General features: G+C 66.3%; 15 protein-coding genes. 9 read left to right on the forward strand and 6 right to left on the reverse strand.

Features of this window, described 5'->3' with window-relative positions; translation table 11 throughout:
• Positions 1-2: 2 nt before the first annotated feature.
• From BN977_RS18455 to BN977_RS18470, 4 genes are read left to right on the forward strand one after another with little or no spacing between them, the layout of a single operon-like run.
• Entirely contained in the window at positions 3-1,913 is a 1,911-nt protein-coding gene (locus tag BN977_RS18455; RefSeq protein WP_036400098.1) for an AMP-dependent synthetase/ligase, read from the forward strand.
• Complete coding sequence (locus tag BN977_RS18460) at positions 1,906-2,733, forward strand: creatininase family protein (protein WP_234709632.1); 828 nt, start codon at positions 1,906-1,908, stop codon at positions 2,731-2,733. Before BN977_RS18455 ends, BN977_RS18460 begins: the two co-directional genes overlap by 8 nt.
• Positions 2,730-3,242 (forward strand): flavin reductase family protein, encoded by a 513-nt coding sequence (locus BN977_RS18465; RefSeq protein WP_024451354.1) that lies wholly within the window; start codon positions 2,730-2,732, stop codon positions 3,240-3,242. The genes BN977_RS18460 and BN977_RS18465 overlap by 4 nt, the downstream gene beginning before the upstream one ends.
• On the forward strand, positions 3,239-4,660 hold the full coding sequence (locus tag BN977_RS18470) for an MmgE/PrpD family protein (protein ID WP_036400100.1): 1,422 nt from the start codon (positions 3,239-3,241) through the stop codon (positions 4,658-4,660). The genes BN977_RS18465 and BN977_RS18470 overlap by 4 nt, the downstream gene beginning before the upstream one ends.
• Before the next feature lie 11 nt (positions 4,661-4,671).
• Here BN977_RS18470 and BN977_RS18475 read toward each other — a convergent pair whose 3' ends face one another.
• Positions 4,672-6,522, reverse strand: a complete 1,851-nt coding sequence (locus BN977_RS18475; protein WP_234709633.1) for an AMP-dependent synthetase/ligase — start codon at positions 6,520-6,522, stop codon at positions 4,672-4,674.
• A gap of 328 nt (positions 6,523-6,850) precedes the next feature.
• Here BN977_RS18475 and BN977_RS18480 point away from each other — a divergent pair, with 328 nt between their 5' ends.
• Entirely contained in the window at positions 6,851-7,516 is a 666-nt protein-coding gene (locus tag BN977_RS18480) for a TetR/AcrR family transcriptional regulator (RefSeq protein WP_227456775.1), read from the forward strand.
• A 5-nt stretch (positions 7,517-7,521) separates the two neighbouring features.
• Here the strand turns inward: BN977_RS18480 and BN977_RS18485 are convergent, their stop codons facing one another.
• From BN977_RS18485 to BN977_RS18495, 3 genes are all read right to left on the reverse strand, one after another.
• Positions 7,522-8,676 (reverse strand): acyl-CoA dehydrogenase, encoded by a 1,155-nt coding sequence (locus tag BN977_RS18485; RefSeq protein WP_024454490.1) that lies wholly within the window; start codon positions 8,674-8,676, stop codon positions 7,522-7,524.
• Positions 8,677-8,749: 73 nt separating this feature from the next.
• The gene (locus tag BN977_RS18490) at positions 8,750-9,850 is read right to left on the reverse strand and encodes a 2-oxo acid dehydrogenase subunit E2 (RefSeq protein WP_036400107.1); all 1,101 of its coding nucleotides are present in this window, start codon (positions 9,848-9,850) and stop codon (positions 8,750-8,752) included.
• A 1-nt stretch (position 9,851) separates the two neighbouring features.
• Positions 9,852-12,191, reverse strand: coding sequence for a thiamine pyrophosphate-binding protein (locus BN977_RS18495; RefSeq protein WP_036400109.1), 2,340 nt, complete (start codon positions 12,189-12,191; stop codon positions 9,852-9,854).
• Between the two features lie 251 nt (positions 12,192-12,442).
• On the opposite strand from BN977_RS18495, the gene BN977_RS18500 reads away from it, so the two are divergent.
• From BN977_RS18500 to BN977_RS18515, 4 genes are all read left to right on the forward strand, one after another.
• A complete protein-coding gene (locus BN977_RS18500) occupies positions 12,443-12,940 on the forward strand; it encodes an Lrp/AsnC family transcriptional regulator (protein ID WP_036400112.1) in 498 nt (165 codons plus the stop codon).
• A gap of 203 nt (positions 12,941-13,143) precedes the next feature.
• Positions 13,144-14,691, forward strand: a complete 1,548-nt coding sequence (locus tag BN977_RS18505) for an AMP-binding protein (RefSeq protein WP_036400529.1) — start codon at positions 13,144-13,146, stop codon at positions 14,689-14,691.
• 140 nt (positions 14,692-14,831) lie between these two features.
• Positions 14,832-15,191 (forward strand): hypothetical protein, encoded by a 360-nt coding sequence (locus BN977_RS31500; protein WP_131590161.1) that lies wholly within the window; start codon positions 14,832-14,834, stop codon positions 15,189-15,191.
• A 273-nt stretch (positions 15,192-15,464) separates the two neighbouring features.
• Positions 15,465-16,133, forward strand: a complete 669-nt coding sequence (locus tag BN977_RS18515) for a sigma-70 family RNA polymerase sigma factor (protein WP_051561643.1) — start codon at positions 15,465-15,467, stop codon at positions 16,131-16,133.
• A 19-nt stretch (positions 16,134-16,152) separates the two neighbouring features.
• On the opposite strand, the gene BN977_RS18520 is transcribed toward BN977_RS18515, so the two are convergent.
• The gene (locus BN977_RS18520) at positions 16,153-16,845 is read right to left on the reverse strand and encodes a helix-turn-helix transcriptional regulator (RefSeq protein ID WP_036400115.1); all 693 of its coding nucleotides are present in this window, start codon (positions 16,843-16,845) and stop codon (positions 16,153-16,155) included.
• Between the two features lie 19 nt (positions 16,846-16,864).
• On the reverse strand, positions 16,865-17,269 hold the full coding sequence (locus BN977_RS18525) for a nuclear transport factor 2 family protein (protein ID WP_036400118.1): 405 nt from the start codon (positions 17,267-17,269) through the stop codon (positions 16,865-16,867).
• Between the last annotated feature and the right edge of the window lie 65 nt (positions 17,270-17,334).

The following is a 17,334-nucleotide window of genomic DNA, read 5'->3' on the forward strand; positions in this document are numbered from 1 at the left end:
CAATGGTCGCAGAGAGAACTTCCCGGACAGCCACGCCGAACGCCAACAGCGCCGGCACAATCCCTGTCCTGCAGAGTGTCCACAACTTCGAGGCCCTGCCCCGAACCTTCGCCCAACTGCTGGTCGATCGGGCGGCGCACGAACCCGATACCGTGGCCTTCGCCTCCTGGCAGGACGGCATCGCGCGTCCCACGACGTGGGGCGAGTACCTCACCGAGGTCCAGCAGATCGCCGTCGGTCTGTACGAACTCGGTGTCCGGGCCGGTGACCGAGTCGCGATCATCTCCACCACGCGCCGCGAATGGGTCATCGCCGCGCTGGCGATCCACAGCCTCGGCGCGGTGCTCGTGGGCGTCTATCCGACCAGCTCGGTCCCCGAACTGGCACGGGTGCTCCAGATCAGCGAAGCCACGGCGATCTTCGCCGAGACCGAGTCGGATCTGCGCAAAGTTGCCGAGGTGGCCGGGGACGCACCGCACCTGCGCATCGCGATCGGAATCGACTGTCCCCCGGCCGGACTTCCGGCCGACGTGCAATCAACGGACTGGCGAGCGTTGCAGAAGATGGGGTGGGCACGTACGGCCGCCGAGCCGGGCCTGTTCGGCGTCCTCGTCGCGGACGGTCACATCGATCAGCCCGCGGTCCTGTTCTGGACGTCGGGGTCCACCGGAGACCCCAAGGGCGTGGTCCACACCCACCGTTCGCTGCAGTACTCGGTGTTGGCGTTCGCGATGGCGTATCCGGACATCGGCCGGGTGCAGCACGACGCCGTTGCGTTCCTGGGGCTGTCACATGTGGCGCCGGCGTTGGTGAACGTCTTCGTGCCGATCATGACCAGGCTCGTCGTCACCTACTGCACGATGGAAGAGCGCCTGGCCGTGCTCACCGCCGTTCGGCCCACCGCGATCGTCTGGCCGCCGCGCATGTACGAGAAACTTGCCGGCGAATTGCTGGACCAGCTCCGGCGGTCCGGGCCGCTGTTCCGGGCGCGTTACGCTGCGGCCATGACGGTGGCCCGCGCCGTCTGCGCCCGTCGCTGGGACGGAAAGACGCTGCCCGGATTCCTCGATGCGCTGTACCGCTTCTGTCTACGAACGGTTTTCACACCGCTGCGGGCGACCTACGGCATGGATCGCATTGCCGTCAGCTGGACCTCGTCGGGTGCCATGACACCCGAGCTCGCCGCGTTATGGCAGATGTGGGGTGTCGACCTCCGCGAGATGTACGGGACGACCGAAACCTGCGGTCCTGTCCTCGTGCAATGGGAGAAGACCTTCTATCCGCCGGGCACGATCGGCAAATCCCTGCCCGATGCCCGCTGGTCCGTCCGGGTCGGCGACGACGGTGAGTTCCAGGTCAAGGGCCCCTGCCTGTTCACCGGCTACTGGCAAGACCCCGCGGCCACCGAGGCGACCCTCGCCGGCGGTTGGTACGGAACGGGGGATCTGGTCGAGATCCGTCCCGACGGCGAGGTGGCGATCATCGGCCGCATCAAGGATGTCCTCAAGACCAGCGGCGGAAAATCCGTCAGTCCGCAACCCATCGAGGTGCGGCTCAAGGCCAGTCCGTTGATCGACGAGGCGATCGTGGTGGGTGAAGGCCGCAAATACCTGACGGTCCTGCTCGGCGTCAGCGACGACGCCAGGTCGATGCCGGCGCCGGAGCTGCGCGCCGCCCTGGACGCATGGATTCAACAGGTGAACGCCGAACTGGCCCGGCCGTTGCAGCTCAAGGATTTCCGCGTGCTGCCACGCGCCCTGTCGGCCGAGCTCGGCGAGCTCACCCTGAAATCGACCATCAGGCGCGGTGTCGTTCTCACCTCGTTCGCCGACCTCATCGACGAGATGTACCCGGCACGGGAACAGGTTCAGATCTCGAGCCAAGCTCGGCTGCCGGGGCGGAACAATGGCTGAGTCGGCGTCGGTGGACCACACCGGCCGCGAAGTGCGGATCGAGCGGATGACCAGCAACGAGGTGGCGGCCGCGATCGAAAAGGGAGCGTGCACCGCGATTCTGCCCCTCGCCGCCGTGGAACAGCACGGCCCACATCTGCCGCTGTCGATGGACGCCGATCATGCCGACGAGCTCGCGATCCGGGTGGCCCGCGAACTCGGGGATGCGCTGGTACTGCCGACGGTCCGGGTCGGGTACTCGCCACATCACCTCGGCTTCCCGGGAACCCTGTCGCTGCGCGCCTCGACACTGGAAGCCATCTGTACGGACTACGGTGCGAGCGTGGCGGATTCGGGGTTTCGCACCCTGGTGCTCTTCTCCGGGCATATCGGGAACTATCCGGTGATGCGCGAGTTCGAAGCGCGGCTGGCGGCCACACTGGCACCGCTGTCGGTGCTCGTCTACACCGGCAGCCAGGCGATCCTCGACGCCTGGCGTGCGGCGGCAGAGCCGTCCGGACACGGCGCCAGTGTCGGCGGCCATGCCGATATCGCCGAAACGTCGGTCATGCTCGCGCTGCATCCCGAACGGGTGCGCGCCGACCGGTTGGTTCCCGGATACCAGGTCAGTATCGACGACGCATTTCTGGCTCGCGTGCTCAGCGATGGCCTCAAGGCGTTCTCCCCCAACGGCATTCTCGGCAACCCCATCGGAGCCAACCCTACGATCGGCCATGCCTGCCTGGACGCGGTGACCGGGCTGATCACCGACTACATCCGCAGCCGGACAGGATCGTCTGCTGCACACGACCGTGCGTCCCGTGAGGAAGAGGAAACATGAACGCTTTCACCGAAATAAGATCCGGTGACGCCGTCCACGACATGTCCCGGCTGCGTAGGCTCTACGGCCGCTACCCGACCGGCGTGGCGGCGGTCTGCGCGTTGCGCGACGGTCAACCGGTGGGAATCGTGGCCACCTCGTTCACCCCGGTGTCGATGGAGCCCGCCTTGGTGTCGATCTGTGTGCAGCACACCTCGACCACGTGGCCCCAGTTGTCGCGACAAGATCACGTCGGAATCTCGGTGCTCGCCGAAGGACACGCACAACTGTCTCGTCAGCTGGCGGCCAAGAACGCCGATCGCTTTGCCGGACTGACGTGGTTCACCAGCGATTCCTCCGCGGTGTTCCTCGCCGACGCGGCCGCCTGGCTCGACTGTCGGATCAGCACATCGATCACCGCAGGCGATCACGATGTCGTGCTGATGGAGGTCGTCAGTGCCGCCGACGACGAAAACGTATCCCCACTGATCTTCCACGACAGCCGATTCCGGACGATGTTCACCGAATGACTTGCCCGAGTAAGGTCCGATTGCCCGCCGAGTACCTGCCCCGCAGGAACAGGCCGGCCTGGCGGATCGCGGAAGTCGCCGCCGATCCCGCCGCGGTGTCGACCGAGGTCAGGGCCATGGTGATCAACCGCATCATCGACAATGCCGCGGTCGCCGCCGCCGCGGCGCGCCGGCGCCCCGCCACGCTCGCGCGGGCCCAGGCCCGGGCACACCGGAGGACGCCAGGTGCGGCGATCTTCGGTGTCGACGGCGCCTACTCCGCCGAATGGGCCGCCTTCGCCAACGGTGTCGCGGTCCACGATCTCGATCTGCACGACGTGTTTCCGGCCGCTCCTGACGCGCATCCCGGCGCTGCCATTCCGGCGCTGACGGCCGTCGCCCAGCAGGCGGGGCTACGCGGCGCCGATCTGGTCAACGGCATCGCGACCGCCTACGAGGTGCACCTCGCGCTGGCTCAGCGGACCCATCCGCGCCAGCGGACGGTCGGTCATCCCGAACCGCTGAGCACCGCGGTGACGGCGGGCCTGGGCACCATGCTCCGGTTGTCCCCCGCGACGATCTACACCGCCCTCACCCGCACGGTGCAGTTGACCGCCGCCGGCCGCAGCGGCTACTCGGCCGCCTACGCCGGCAAGGTGGCCATCGAAGCCGTCGACCGCGCCGTGCACGGCGAACGTCACCCCGAACCACCCGGGGGCCACGACGACGGACCCGACTGGCTGCTGACCGAGCATGACCGCCGGACACGACTCCCGGAACCCGGCGACCCCAAGACGGCGATTCTCGACAGCTGTCCCAGAAGGCATTCCGCGGCCTACGGCGGTCAAGCCTGGATCGATCTGGCTTTGAAGATGCGGGACCGGATCGGCCGGGTCGAGGCGATCGAGTCCGTTGTCCTGCACACCCGGCAGGACACCGACGTGACGGCCGGACCGGCGGATCCATGCCGGTCTGGTTCCCCGGCGCCCCGCGACACGCTCGCTGGATCGGTGGACTACCTGTTCACCGTCGCGCTGCAGGACGGTGCCGTGCATCACGACCAGTCCTACACCTCGGAGCGAGCGCAGCGGGCCGACACGGTGTACCTTCGCCGGCAGATCTCGTTCGTCGAGGATGCGGCCGAACGGATGCCGGGTGCACGCGCGACGATCACGATGAAGTCCGGCGCGGTGATCATCGATGAGCTCGCCGTGCCCGACGCGCACCCGCAGGGCGCGCGCCCCTTCCGGCGCAACGATTACGTCGCGAAGTTCACCGAACTTGCCGAGGGGATCATCGACAGGAGGGAGCAGCAGCGCTTCCTCGATGTCGTCACCTGTCTGGGCGACCTGAAACGGGGATCGCTGGGCATGCTGAATCCCTTGATCAGTCAGCACATCCTGGATGCGGCACCCAACACACATGGCATCTTCGCCTGACTGCGCGTGACCTACCGCTTGCGGTTCGGTCCCGCATAGCGGGCCTCGCGGGCGATCGCGTCGAGATCTCCGGCGTCATACATCTCGTCGACGAGATCGCTGAACGCCGCCAGGATGGCTGCCCGCCGGATGGTGCCCTTGGCCGTGAGCTCGCCGGCTGCGGCCGAAAGCTCGCGCGGAAGGACCCGGTACTTCTTCAGTTGACAGGGTCGCGCGAGCTCGGCGTTGACCTCCTCGAGCAACGCGCTCAGCGCGTGGTCCCGGTCCCGTGCGGTCAGCCTCTTGGCCTCGTGGCTCACGCACAACAACACCGAGAGATACTTGCGTCCGTCGCCCACGACGATGGCGTCGTCGATGAGCGGGCTGGCCTTCAGGCGCACCTCGATAGGTTGCGGGCTCACCATCTTGCCGCCGCTGGTCTTCAGGACATCCTTCAACCGGCCGATGATCCGCACTTCGCCGTCGGGTGCGAGCTCCACCAGATCCCCGGTGCGGTACCAACCGTCCGACCTGGCCGCCGCGGACGCCTCGGGATTCTGCCAATAGCCGACGAATAAGGAGGGACTGCGAAGCAGCAGTTCCCCCTCGGTGGAAACCCGCAGTTGCCAGCGCGGATCCGGCAGACACTTGCCGATGGTGCCAGGCGCCGGAAAGGACCGATCCCATTGCGCCAGCACCGATCCGCACGTTTCGGTGGTGCCGAACAGCTCTCGTAGGTCAAGGCCCCACATGTGCCACAGCGCCGCCACATCGGGGGTCATGCTTCCCGAGGCCGTCCAGGTCACCTCGATGCGGTCCATGCCCACCTTCGCCAGCAGCGGGGCGAATACCGTTGTGCGGGCGACCGCGTCGGCAGCCCGCAGATACCAGGGCAGTTCGCGTTGCTGCCAGCGCCGTGCGCTGACCGGCCGGGCCACCGACATCGCCAGGCGGTAGCAGAATCGGAACGCCCGGCCGGTACCGGACAGTGCCTGCAGCGCCTCGGCGGCCAGCTTCTCGTGCATGCGTGGAGGCCACAGCACCGCGGTCGGCCGCACGCCGATCAGCGCTGGGAGCCGTTCCTCGATGCTGCAGTGGGTGACGACCAGTCGGGTCATGATCGGCGTGTACACCGCGATGAGAGCCGGGGCAACGTGTGACAACCCGAGGAAGCCGACGAGATCGTGACGGGTGCGCCCGATCTCGGGATACGACATGGCGAAGCCGAGCACGGAGTACTGGATGGTCCGGTGGGTGTGCGTGACGCCCTTGGGCGCGCCCGTTGAGCCGGAGGTGTAGAACAGTCCCGCCGGTTGGTCGACGTCGCCGGCCTCGACCAGCTTCTCGAAGAGCATGGGGTCCGCGGCGGCCAGCCGGCGGCCATCGGTGCGCAATTGCTGCCAGGTGTGGACGTCCAGACCGCCCGCTGCGAACGTCGGACTTGCCTCCAGCCCGACGGCGATCCGGAGTTGCTCGAGATCGGTGCCCAGCGCCGCCACGTTGGCCGCGTCGTCGCCGGTTTCGACGAAAATCGCGGTGGCTCCGCTGTTTTCCAGGACGTGCCGGACCTCTGGGCGCGAACTGGTCTGGTGGACACCGACCGGGATGCCTCCGACGCTCAGGATGGCCAGCGCCGCGATCACCCATTCGGGGCGGGGGCCGGCCAGGATGGCCACGCGGTCACCCGCGGTGATGCCCAACGCGTGCAGACCGAGCGCAATCGCGCGGACTTCGTCGAGATAGCTGCGCCAGGTGGTCGGGCGCATCGCACCACCGGCCCACCTCTGGAAGGCGACGGTGTCCGGCTCGACTCGTTCCCGGTCGCAGAGCATTTGCGGAAAGGTCCGATCGACGGCCTCGAAGTCCGTCAGCGCCGAAAGCACCGGACTACCACCACTTCTACCGGTACCCGACGGTGTCATAGCGGAATTCTCACCCTTCAGATCGGCTTCTCAGCGAGGTTTTGACGGACAGTTTCGGTCAGCGCGGGTCGAGGCGCTCCGTCGATGGTCGGCAGTCGATTGACCGAGAACCGGCAGCACCGCCACGAAGTGAATATCGATTAACATAATCCTGTCGCGTGGTCGGTGTCAACGGATACCGCTTCTGCCCGGCACCCGCCGGCCCCGACGTGCGCGGCCTTCGTCGACGCGACCGCGCTCATGCCCTGATCCGCGCATCGATGTTAATATCCGGTAACTGAACACTTCGATGACGCCCGTTCGAGTGATGCAGATTGGCGCACCACCGAACGGCGCGGGCGAGCGGGATATCGTGACGAGCATGACTGAAGACCGACCATCCGCCAGGGGTTCTCGGCGAGAGCTCCTGTTGAAGGTCGCGGCCGAGCTTTTCCTGGAGCATCCCTATGATTCGGTCACCGTCGGAATGGTATGTGCGAAGGCGGGCATCTCGGCACCAGGTCTGTATCGTCACTTCCAGAACAAGCAGGCCCTGCTGATCGCCGTCGTGGAGAATCCCATCGGATCGCTGCACGAGTTCGCCCGCAAGGTTGCCGAGGAACAGGATGATCCGCACGCCGCGCTGACGGCCATGGTGGAGTTCCATATCCGCAGCGTCGTGGAAGGACCTCCGACCCCGCTGATCTTCCTCAAGAACGAGTACGCATTTCCCGAGGCGGATCGACGACGAATCCGTCGCGCCATGAATCTTTATGCCGAAGAATGGATCTCGGTCGTGTCGGTGCTGCGCCCCGATTTGTCGGACCCGGCGGTGCGGCTACTGACCCAGACCGTCTTCTCGATGCTCAACGCAGCCGCGACGCTGCACAAGGGGCTCGACCACGAGACGATCATCGCCACCATGTCCACCGCCGCCTATCACGCGCTGACGGCATCCACCCGACCGCACATCTGATTCGGTCAATTCAGCAGCGCGCGGCTCATCACCACCCGCTGGATCTGGTTCGTGCCCTCGTAGATCTGCGTGATCTTGGCATCACGCATCATCCGCTCGACCGGAAAGTCGGCGGTATAACCGGCGCCGCCGAACAACTGGACGGCGTCGGTGGTGACCTCCATCGCGATATCCGAGGCGAAGCACTTCGACGCCGCCGAGATGAATCCGAGGCCGTCTTCGCCTCGCTCGGCGCGGGCTGCGGCGTTGTACACCATCAACCGTGCCGCCTCGACCTTCATCGCCATGTCAGCCAGCATGAACTGCACTCCTTGAAAATCACTGATCGCCCGCCCGAACTGTCTCCGGCCCCGTGTGTACTCGATCGCGGCATCCAAGGCGCCCTGGGCGATGCCGACCGCCTGTGCTCCGATGGTCGGGCGGGTGTGGTCCAACGTTGCCAACGCCATCTTGAAGCCGGTGCCCGGCTCGCCGATGATCCGGTCCCCCGGGATTCGGCAGTGCTCGAAGTACAACTCGACGGTCGGTGAGCCCTTGATGCCGAGCTTGCGCTCCTTGGCGCCGACGGTGAAGCCCTCGTCATCGATATGGACCGCGAATGCGGAGATGCCATTGGCGCCCTTATCGGGGTCGGTCACCGCCATCACCGTGTACCACGTCGATTCTCCCCCGTTGGTGATCCATGCCTTGGTGCCGTCGAGGATCCAGTCGTCGCCGTCTGCCCTGGCGCGCGTTCGCATCCCGGCTGCGTCGCTGCCCGCATCGCGTTCGGACAGCGCATACGAGGCCAGTCGCCCGTTGACGAGATCGGGGAGCACCCGCTTCTTCAAATCCTCGGAGCCGTGCAGGATCAACCCCATGGTGCCCAACTTGTTGACGGCCGGGATCAGGGACGCCGATGCGTCGACGCGGGCCACCTCTTCGATGACGATGCAGGTCGCCACTGAATCGGCACCCTGACCGCCGTACTGCTCGGGCACGTGCACCGCGTTGAAACCCGAGGCAGTCAGCGCATCGAGCGCCTGCCGCGGGAACCGCGAGTTCGCGTCGACATCTGCTGCGTGCGGAGCGATCTCCTTCTCGGCAAGCCCACGGACTGCCGTACGCAAGTCGTGGTGCTCCTCCGGCAGGGTGAACAGATTGAACGATGGTCGAGCCATGGGTTCTCCTTCAGCGATGGGCGGCTGTGGTGGACTCCGATGCGGAGGCGGCGGCCTTGGCCGGCACTCCGCTTCACCCCGACTCCAAGCGAGTCCGGACCGAGGTCAGGTAGCGCGCCGCGTCGGCACCGTCGATCAGCCGATGGTCGTAGGTCAGGGACAGGTACACCATGGGCCGGATGCGGATGAGCAAGGCACCATCGGTGTCGCGCTCGGGCACAAGCCGTTCGGTCACAGCACCCACGCCCAGGATTGCGGACTGCGGCTGGTTGATGATCGGAGTGTCGAACAATGCCCCTCGACTCCCCGTATTGGTGATGGTGAAGGTGCCACCGCTCAGGTCATCCGGCGCTATCGATCCGTCGCGCACGGCCGCGGCCGCCGACGCGATGGCCGTACCCATCTCGACGACACCCCGGTGCTGCGCACCACGGATGACCGGCACCATGAGGCCCTTCGGGCCGTCCACCGCCATTCCCAGATGCACTGAGCCGTGGTAGGTCACCTCAGAACAATCGGCGTTCACCGTGGCGTTGACGATGGGGTGCTCGGCCAGCGCATCGACCGCGGCCACGGCGATGAAGGGCAGATAGGACAGCCGAGCACCGGTCCGCTCATGAAACTGTTCTTTCATCTCCGCGCGCCGCATCGCGACCAGCGTGAGGTCGGCCTCGACCACCGTGGTCAGTTGTGCTGCCGTGTGCAGTGATTCCACCATTCGGCGCGCAATCGTCCGGCGAATCCGTGGCAGCTTCTCCACCCGGTCGACCCCGGCACCGGGGTCGGGCTGCGCGGCCGGCGCCGGGCGCTCGACCGCGGGGCTGACCGCGTCCACCGTCGCCGGCGCCGGAGCCGGGTCGGGTGCCGGAGCCGGCACGGGCGGGGGCGGTGCCGACGCCGGCGTATCCGCGCTCGTCGGGGCCGCGATGCCGAGTCTCGCGACGACGGCACCCACCGCCACGACGGCATCCTCGGGTTCGACGATCTGCACCAAGACGCCGGCTGTGGGAGCCGGAATCTCGGTGTCGACCTTGTCGGTGGCCACTTCGAGCAGTGCTTCGTCCGATTCGACGGGATCACCCACCGCCTTGAGCCATCGGGTGACGGTCGCCTCCGTGACGCCTTCGCCCAGACCGGGCAGCGTCACCGTAATCTCACTGTCGGCAGTGCTCATGTCACACCGTCCCCACCAGATCGAGTGCCGCACCGACGATGCTGTCGGTGTCGATGCCGTGATACCGATACACGTCCTCCAACGAGCCGACCTGACCGAATCTGCTGACGCCCAGCTGAATTCCCGCGACACCGTTGACTGCGGGAAGAAACGCCAGGGTGTGCGGATGGCCGTCGAGCACGGTCAACATCGGTGCGGCCCGGCCCGCCGGGAACAGCTGATCCAGGATCCATGTCGGTCCGTCGCCGCGTCCCTGTCGGGCCTGCAACGCCTCGAACAACAAGCCGGGGCTGGTGACGCAGACAACGTCGGCCTCGACACCCTGCTGGGCGAGCCGGTCGGCCGCGGCCAGGGTCTCGGTCATCACGGCGCCCATCCCGACCAGCGTCAGCGCCGGCTGAGCGGCCCGGCGCAGCACGTATCCCCCAGCCAGGACGTGGCGGCGACGGCGTTCCCGACCCGCTGCATCCTCCGGGACCGCGGCCAGTGACTGGTCCACCGGTCGGGTCGACAAGCGGATGTAGGCCGACGTGCCGTCGGGACGCCCGAGGCGGCCGATGCACGACAGCAGCGTCCATTCGACGTCGATGGCGAACGCCGGCTCGTAGCTGACGCAGCCGGGCTGTTCCAGGCCGATGGAGGGTGTCTTGATGGACTGGTGGGCGCCGCCTTCTGCGGCCAACGTCACGCCGGACGGGGTGCCGACCAGGATCGACTGGCCACCGGCATAGATCCCGTACGACCACGGTTCCAAAGCGCGCTCGACGAACGGGTCGTACAGCACGCCGATGGGCAGCAGCGGTTGTCCCCACCGGCTCCAGGTGGCGCCGAGCTCCCCCATCAGCCCCACCAGATTGGTCTCGGCGATGCCCAGCTCCATGTGCTGACCACTCGGCCGTTCACGCCAGTGCATGATGGTTTCGGGATCGTCGTCGAACCAGTTGCGCCGTTCGCTCGGAGACCACACACCGACCTTGTTGAGCCAGCCGGCCAGATTCGTCGTGGAGCTCACATCGGGGCTGACGGTCACCACGCGCTTGGCAGCCTCCGGCGCCTGCCGGCTCAAATCGAGCAGCGCGCGCCCCAATGCGGCTTGCGTGGTCGCGGTACCTGAAGGGGTGCGGCCGAGGTCGCCGGGTATCGGTGGAGGGGTGATCATCTGCACCGGTTCGCGTTTGAGCCGCAGCGCCGTCTGCACACAGAGCCGGCCCGCCGGGGTGTCGGGGTCGAATCGCGGCCAGGGCTCGTCGACGTGCACACCGAGTTCGGTGGCCAGCTGTTCGTACTGCTCGGCGGTGAGCAACGAGGAGTGGTTCTGCGGATGTCCCTGAGTCGGGAGCCCTCGGCCCTTGATCGTGTAGGCAATGATCGCCGTGGGGCGCGTGTCGTCGATCTGCCCGTACGCCGCACGCAGCGCGGAAAGATCGTGACCGCCGAGATTACGGATCGCCTGGAGCAAGTCGGCATCCTCCAACTCGGCCACCAGAGCGGTGATGGCCGGCGCGTCGGAACCCGATCCCGGCAGTCGCTGACGGAGTTCGTCTGCGCTGCACCGCAACAACCGCTGATACTCCGGATTGGGCATGTCCAGAATCCTGTTGCGCAGCGCGGCACCGCCCGGACGGGCGAACAGTGACTCCAGCAGGGCGCCGAACTTGACGGTGATGACCTGCCATCCCGCAGCGGTGAACATGGCTTCCAACCGTCCGGCGGCGATATTCGGCACCACCCGGTCCAGCGATTGCCTGTTGAGGTCGATGATCCAGACGATCTCGCCCAAGTCGGCCACCGACGGGTCCAGAATCGCCTCCCACACCGCACCCTCGTCCAGCTCCGCGTCGCCGACCAGCGAGTACTGCCTGCCCTTGCCGACCGCGCCGATCTGCGTGTCGACGTATCGGCGTGCGATCGCACCCCAGATCGGTGCGGTGGCACCGATTCCCACCGATCCGGTCGAATAGTCGACCGGATCGGGGTCCTTGGTGCGGCTGGGGTAGGACTGCAGACCGCCGAACTCCCGCAGCCTGGGCAGATAGGAGGCGTCGAGTTCACCGATGAGGTAGTTGATCGCGTGCAGAACCGGCGAGGCGTGCGGTTTGACCGAGACCCGGTCGCCGGGCTGCAGGTGTTCGAACCACAGGGACGTCATGATCGACACCATGGAAGCGCTGGACGCCTGGTGCCCCCCGACCTTCATGCCGCTGGTGTTGGGTCGAATCCTGTTGGCGTGGTGAATGATCGCGGTCGACAACCACAGGACCCGCCGTTCGATCTCGTGAAGCGGCGTCGCGGTTGTGTCGACATGGTGGGCAGTGTTGTGCACTGCGACGTGGCCGGGCATCGAGCATCCTTGTCGGTGAGCGAGGGGTGGAAACGGTGTCGCTGCACTGGACTCAGGTCGTGAGTCTGCGAGCCTGCTCGTGCGGGAACCCTGGATAAGGGACCCGACATCGTGGTGACGAATCGTCAGCCGAGGTACGGTTCGCTCGTGCAAAAAGTCATCTTGAGTGGACCATCAGCGCCACGTATGCGCAACAAGCACCGTGACGGATATGCAATCTGCTCATCAGCCGGCACTCGGGTGTCGTCAGGATGGGCATTGTGACCAACAAAACGCGTGTCGACGCGATCGATGCCAGGATCATCAGGGCGCTCAACGACGATCCGCGGGCAACCGTGATCGCCCTTGCCGATGCCACCAGGCTGTCCCGCAATACCGTGCAAGCCCGGCTGGGCAAGCTGGAAAGCCAGGGCGTACTGCGCTCGCTCGAACGCCGGATCGATCCTGCCGCACTCGGATACCCGCTCACCGCTTTCATCCTGACCCGGGTGACACAGCGCAAACTAGCCAGCATCGCCGCGTCCCTTGAGCAGGTCCCCGAGGTGATCGAAGTGCACGGGTTGGCCGGCGTCACCGACTTGATGGTCCATGTGGTGGCGCGCGAAGCCGATGATCTCTACCGGATAGCCGGGCAGATCCTGGACATCGACGGTGTCGAGCAGACCACCACGTCACTGGTGATGCGAAAACTGGTCGATTACCGGATCACCCCGCTGCTCGACGACCTCATCGACCGGACCCGAAGCTGATCGATCTGCCCACGGGTGGACACCCGCCACTCGGCAGTGTTGGCAGATTGCGCGATCTCACCGACGTCCGTTGCCCGATGGAGTACGACGGTGTTCACTCGGCCGCACACCAGCCGGTGCTGCGCCGGTCGGTCCCGACGCCATCGATCCCGAGGAGCGACGCCGCGATGAACACCAGTGGCCAATTTGTGCAACCTCCGTCGATGAGTTACGAACCGTTGACACCTACCGCATACCTCGATCGGGCGGCCAGCTGTCATGGAGACCGACTTGCCGTGGTCGACGGCGAACACCAATGGACGTACGCAGAGCTCAATCAACGGTCCGCGCAGCTCGCCGGGGCATTGGCGCAGCTGTCGGCGGGCCGGCCCGTCGCGGTGTTGGCACCGAACTCGCATGTTCTGCTGGAAGCCCATTTCGGTGTGCCGTGGTCCGGTTCCCCACTCATCGCACTCAACACACGGCTCTCGGCAACCGAGATTGCCTACATGCTCAACCACTCTGAGACGTCCGTACTGGTCTATGACCCGGTTCACGCGGAGGTCGTCGAACGCGTGTGCACCCAGATGAGCACGCCACCCATCCTGGTGCGCGCCGACGATGACCGGCACGGAGACTACGAGCAGATGTTGACGGCAGCCGCACCGGTACGTCGCACACCGAGAAACGAGATGGAGCTGCTGTCCGTCAACTACACATCGGGGACCACGGGAAAACCCAAGGGCGTCATGTACTCTCATCGTGGCGCGTATCTGCAGGCGTTGGCCATGGTCGGTCACACCGGATTGTCCCCATCCTCCGTCTATCTCTGGACACTCCCGATGTTTCACTGCAACGGATGGTGCTTCCCGTGGGCCGTCGCAGCCGCGGCCGGCACCCATGTGTGCTTGCGCAAGGTCGACCCCGCCGAGATCTGGCGATTGATCCGCCAGCGGGGTGTCACTCACCTCAACGGCGCTCCGACGGTGCTGTCCATGCTGGCGTACGCGGACATGGCGGACACCATTCAGGGCATCCCGGTGCGGGTCGCCACCGGCGGCGCACCGCCCTCGCCGGCGATCCTACGGCGCATGACGGCACTCGGATTCGACGTCACACATCTCTACGGGTTGACGGAGACCTATGGACCTGCCGCTATCTGCGACTGGCGCCCCGAATGGGATGAGCTCGATCTTGACGCGCGCGCAAAGATGAAGGCCCGGCAGGGCGTCGCGAACATGATCTCCTGCGATATTCGCGTTCTCGACGGCGCCGGCACCGACGTGCCGCCGGACGGCATCAGCATCGGCGAGATCGCGCTGCGCGGAAACAACGTGATGCTCGGGTACTTGCACGACCCGGAAGCCACCGAATCGGCGGCACCAGACGGCTGGTTCAGAACCGGCGACCTGGGTGTGCGCCATCCCGACGGATACATCGAACTACGTGATCGCAGCAAAGACGTGATCATCTCAGGTGGAGAGAACATCGCCTCGGTAGAGGTCGAGCTGGCGATCATGGAACATCCGGCCGTCCTCGACGTTGCGGTCATCGGTGTACCGGATGCTCAGTGGGGTGAAGTGCCGGCCGCGCACGTCACACTCAAGCCGGGCTGTGAGGCGACGGCCGACGACATCATCGATCACGTGCGGTCCACCCTCGCGCGTTTCAAAGCGCCCAAGCACGTCTTTTTCGGTGACCTACCGAAAACATCCACCGGCAAGACGCAGAAGTACCTTCTACGCGAACGCGCCCGGCAAGGGCAGGGATAGTCGCGTCCGGTAGCGCCGACGAAAACGCCGGGCCTGGGAGGACCTCAGGCGACGCAGATCACCCAGGGGTACGTATGCGCTTTCATCGTGACCGGCATCGCTCGATCTCGGTACCTGACAACCCGACCGGGAACAACACCGTGACCGCCGATGAGCTGGCGTGGCGTCTGGCCGACCTGCTGCCGCCGGTGTTGCCCGACATGGACCGGCACGCCATCTACGTCGCCCTGGGATGCCGGCACTTCCGTTCCGCCATTGCCCTGTCGCTGCGTGCGGTGATCGAGCACCGCCTCCGCCTGCCCGCCGTGACGATCGACGCCCTGCGAACCTGGATGACCGTTCTGCACGATGACGGCGAGCGCGCTTCCCTCGAGGACCTGCTGCAGATGGTGATCCAGCGCGAAGCCGCGCGGACCATACAGCCCTTGGGGCCCGGCCGGCGCCCACAGTTCGGCATGCCATCCGCGGACGCGGGTGCCCGGTCGCGCCACCACCAGTAGTCGGTCGGTCATCGTCACCGCAGTGCGGGGGCATCGAGTACGGCGGGGACGGCGGTTGTCACCTTGCCGTCAAAGGCGATGCTGCACAGACCAATCCACGTCGGTACGCCCTCGTGAAGGTAAGCAAGGCCACACGACGGAGCTCACTGAATTCATCCCATGTTTGAGACACTCATGTGGTGCGCCGACGGTGAGCAAGCGTCCCCGGCGCCGCGCCCGAACGATCGATCCGCATCGACCGCGTCTCGATGCCGCAGCTGAGCAAGGAATGAGATGCCCACCAACCCTGTCGCAGCCGCGACCTCCGATACGACCGAGAACACCTGCGCAGCAAGCACATCGGAGTGCTTCGCACGGGAGGTGATGCCCTACGCGTATGCCTTGCTGCGAAAGGCACGCCAGCTGACATGCAACGATGCCGACGCCGAGGACTTGACACAGGAAACGCTGCTGCGGGCTTATGCCGGCTTCGGGCGGCTGCGTCCCGACAGCAACGTCCGTGCCTGGCTCTACCGCATCCAGACCAACACGTGGATCAGCACCTACCGTGCCCGCCGCTGCCGTCCGACGGAAAGCCTGACCGGCCGCATCACCGACGATCAACTGGCGCACGATTGGCCGTGCGGCTCGGCGACCTGCGCGTCGGCCGAAGTCGCCGCGCTCGAACATCTGCCGCACAACCAGATCACGGCCGCGCTGCACCATATCGACGAGGCGCAGCGCACGGTCGTCTACCTCGCCGACGTGGAAGGCTTGCCCTACAAGGCCATTGCCCAGATGACCGGGATGCCCCTGGGCACGGTGATGTCGCGAATCCACCGCGGCCGTCGCGCTTTACGTGGGCTGCTCACCGATTACGCGCACCGTTGCGGCTATCTACGTTCGGCCGAGCTCATCTGCGCGGCCGGCCGGGAATGCGCCGGGCGCGCTCGTGGCGAGTGACCAGAATGCTGCTGGTGGCTCACCCGAGCCGCCGAGTGCGCCAACGTGACAGATCTTCCTCCAGCACCGCAGGATCTCGCTCCGGGAAGACCTCGTCCGCGATATCCAGGCTGCGGATGCGATCCAGGTGAAACCCGCGGATGCCTTCCCGCAGCCGACACCATCCCACGAACATCCATGAATCACCTCCGCGCAGCAGGCCCATCGGCTCCACCTCACGGCGGGTGTGTGTCCCGCCGTCCTCGGAGGTGTAGTCCAACCGTACGACCCGGCGCGCGGCGATCGCCTCGGGAATCAGCGAGATGGCCGCCTCCGACGGCGACGCCGCGTCGATGACGAACATCGACGCCAACGCCTGACCGACCTGTGCGAGCTGATCCTCCCGGCTGATCGCGAGAACCTTGGCCCGTGCCCGCCGCGCCGCCGCCCCGTACGGCGAGGTCTCCAGCAGGCCGAGCCCCGCGAGCACCGCGAGCGACTCCGGCACCGTGAGATTCAGCGGCGGCAGGGAGTGTTCCCGCAGGATCGAATACCCGCCCGACGCGCCGTGGTCGGCATAGATCGGGACCCCGGCGAGCTGCAGCGACCGGATGTCACGTTCGACCGTGCGCTTGGACACCTCGAACTCCTGCGAGAGCCGAGCGGCCGACAACGGCCGGCGCGATCCCCGCAGCAGATCGACCAGCGCGTACAACCGCTCAGCCCTGCGCATGGTGTCAGTCTCCCCCGCCTCAGGTCAGGTGCACGCGTGTTCCGTTCACCGACCACACCTCGCGGATCAGTCCATCCTCGGTGAAGTCGAAGACGTCGATGCCGCCCGCAGCAATGTCCCGGGCCTGCATGTTCCACAACATCCGCCCGTGCGCGCCGTCCACGGCCCGCGCCACCTCGGTGAACACCACATCCGGATGCTGTTCGCGATACCGATGCAGGAACCGGGCGAAACTGTGAGCGCCCAGCACGGCGTCGCCCGGGTTGGACCCATCCGACTCGGAGACCAAGAAGTGGATCCGGAAATCCTCACTGCATATCCGACGCGCGATCTCAGGATCTCCGTTCCACATCTGCAACCACACCGCCAGCGCCGCGTCCGCAGCAGCCGGGTCCGTACCAACCGTGTTCGTGTTCTCGTTCATGGCCCCAGCGTCCGACACGGGTGCGACAACGGTGTGTCGGTATTCGCGCCGGTGAACGTGGAACC

Source organism: Mycolicibacterium cosmeticum (genome assembly GCF_000613185.1).
GTDB lineage: Bacteria > Actinomycetota > Actinomycetes > Mycobacteriales > Mycobacteriaceae > Mycobacterium > Mycobacterium cosmeticum.

Coding starts and splice junctions, on each gene's coding strand:
- BN977_RS18500 (WP_036400112.1), top strand. CDS start 12,443: ATGGGCATTGTGACCAACAAAACGCGTGTCGACGCGATCGATGCCAGG.
- BN977_RS18455 (WP_036400098.1), top strand. CDS start 3: ATGGTCGCAGAGAGAACTTCCCGGACAGCCACGCCGAACGCCAACAGC.
- BN977_RS18470 (WP_036400100.1), top strand. CDS start 3,239: ATGACTTGCCCGAGTAAGGTCCGATTGCCCGCCGAGTACCTGCCCCGC.
- BN977_RS18495 (WP_036400109.1), bottom strand. CDS start 12,191: ATGCCCGGCCACGTCGCAGTGCACAACACTGCCCACCATGTCGACACA.
- BN977_RS18525 (WP_036400118.1), bottom strand. CDS start 17,269: ATGAACGAGAACACGAACACGGTTGGTACGGACCCGGCTGCTGCGGAC.
- BN977_RS18505 (WP_036400529.1), top strand. CDS start 13,144: ATGAGTTACGAACCGTTGACACCTACCGCATACCTCGATCGGGCGGCC.
- BN977_RS18465 (WP_024451354.1), top strand. CDS start 2,730: ATGAACGCTTTCACCGAAATAAGATCCGGTGACGCCGTCCACGACATG.
- BN977_RS18480 (WP_227456775.1), top strand. CDS start 6,851: ATGACGCCCGTTCGAGTGATGCAGATTGGCGCACCACCGAACGGCGCG.
- BN977_RS18485 (WP_024454490.1), bottom strand. CDS start 8,676: ATGGCTCGACCATCGTTCAATCTGTTCACCCTGCCGGAGGAGCACCAC.
- BN977_RS18515 (WP_051561643.1), top strand. CDS start 15,465: ATGCCCACCAACCCTGTCGCAGCCGCGACCTCCGATACGACCGAGAAC.
- BN977_RS18460 (WP_234709632.1), top strand. CDS start 1,906: ATGGCTGAGTCGGCGTCGGTGGACCACACCGGCCGCGAAGTGCGGATC.
- BN977_RS18520 (WP_036400115.1), bottom strand. CDS start 16,845: ATGCGCAGGGCTGAGCGGTTGTACGCGCTGGTCGATCTGCTGCGGGGA.
- BN977_RS18490 (WP_036400107.1), bottom strand. CDS start 9,850: ATGAGCACTGCCGACAGTGAGATTACGGTGACGCTGCCCGGTCTGGGC.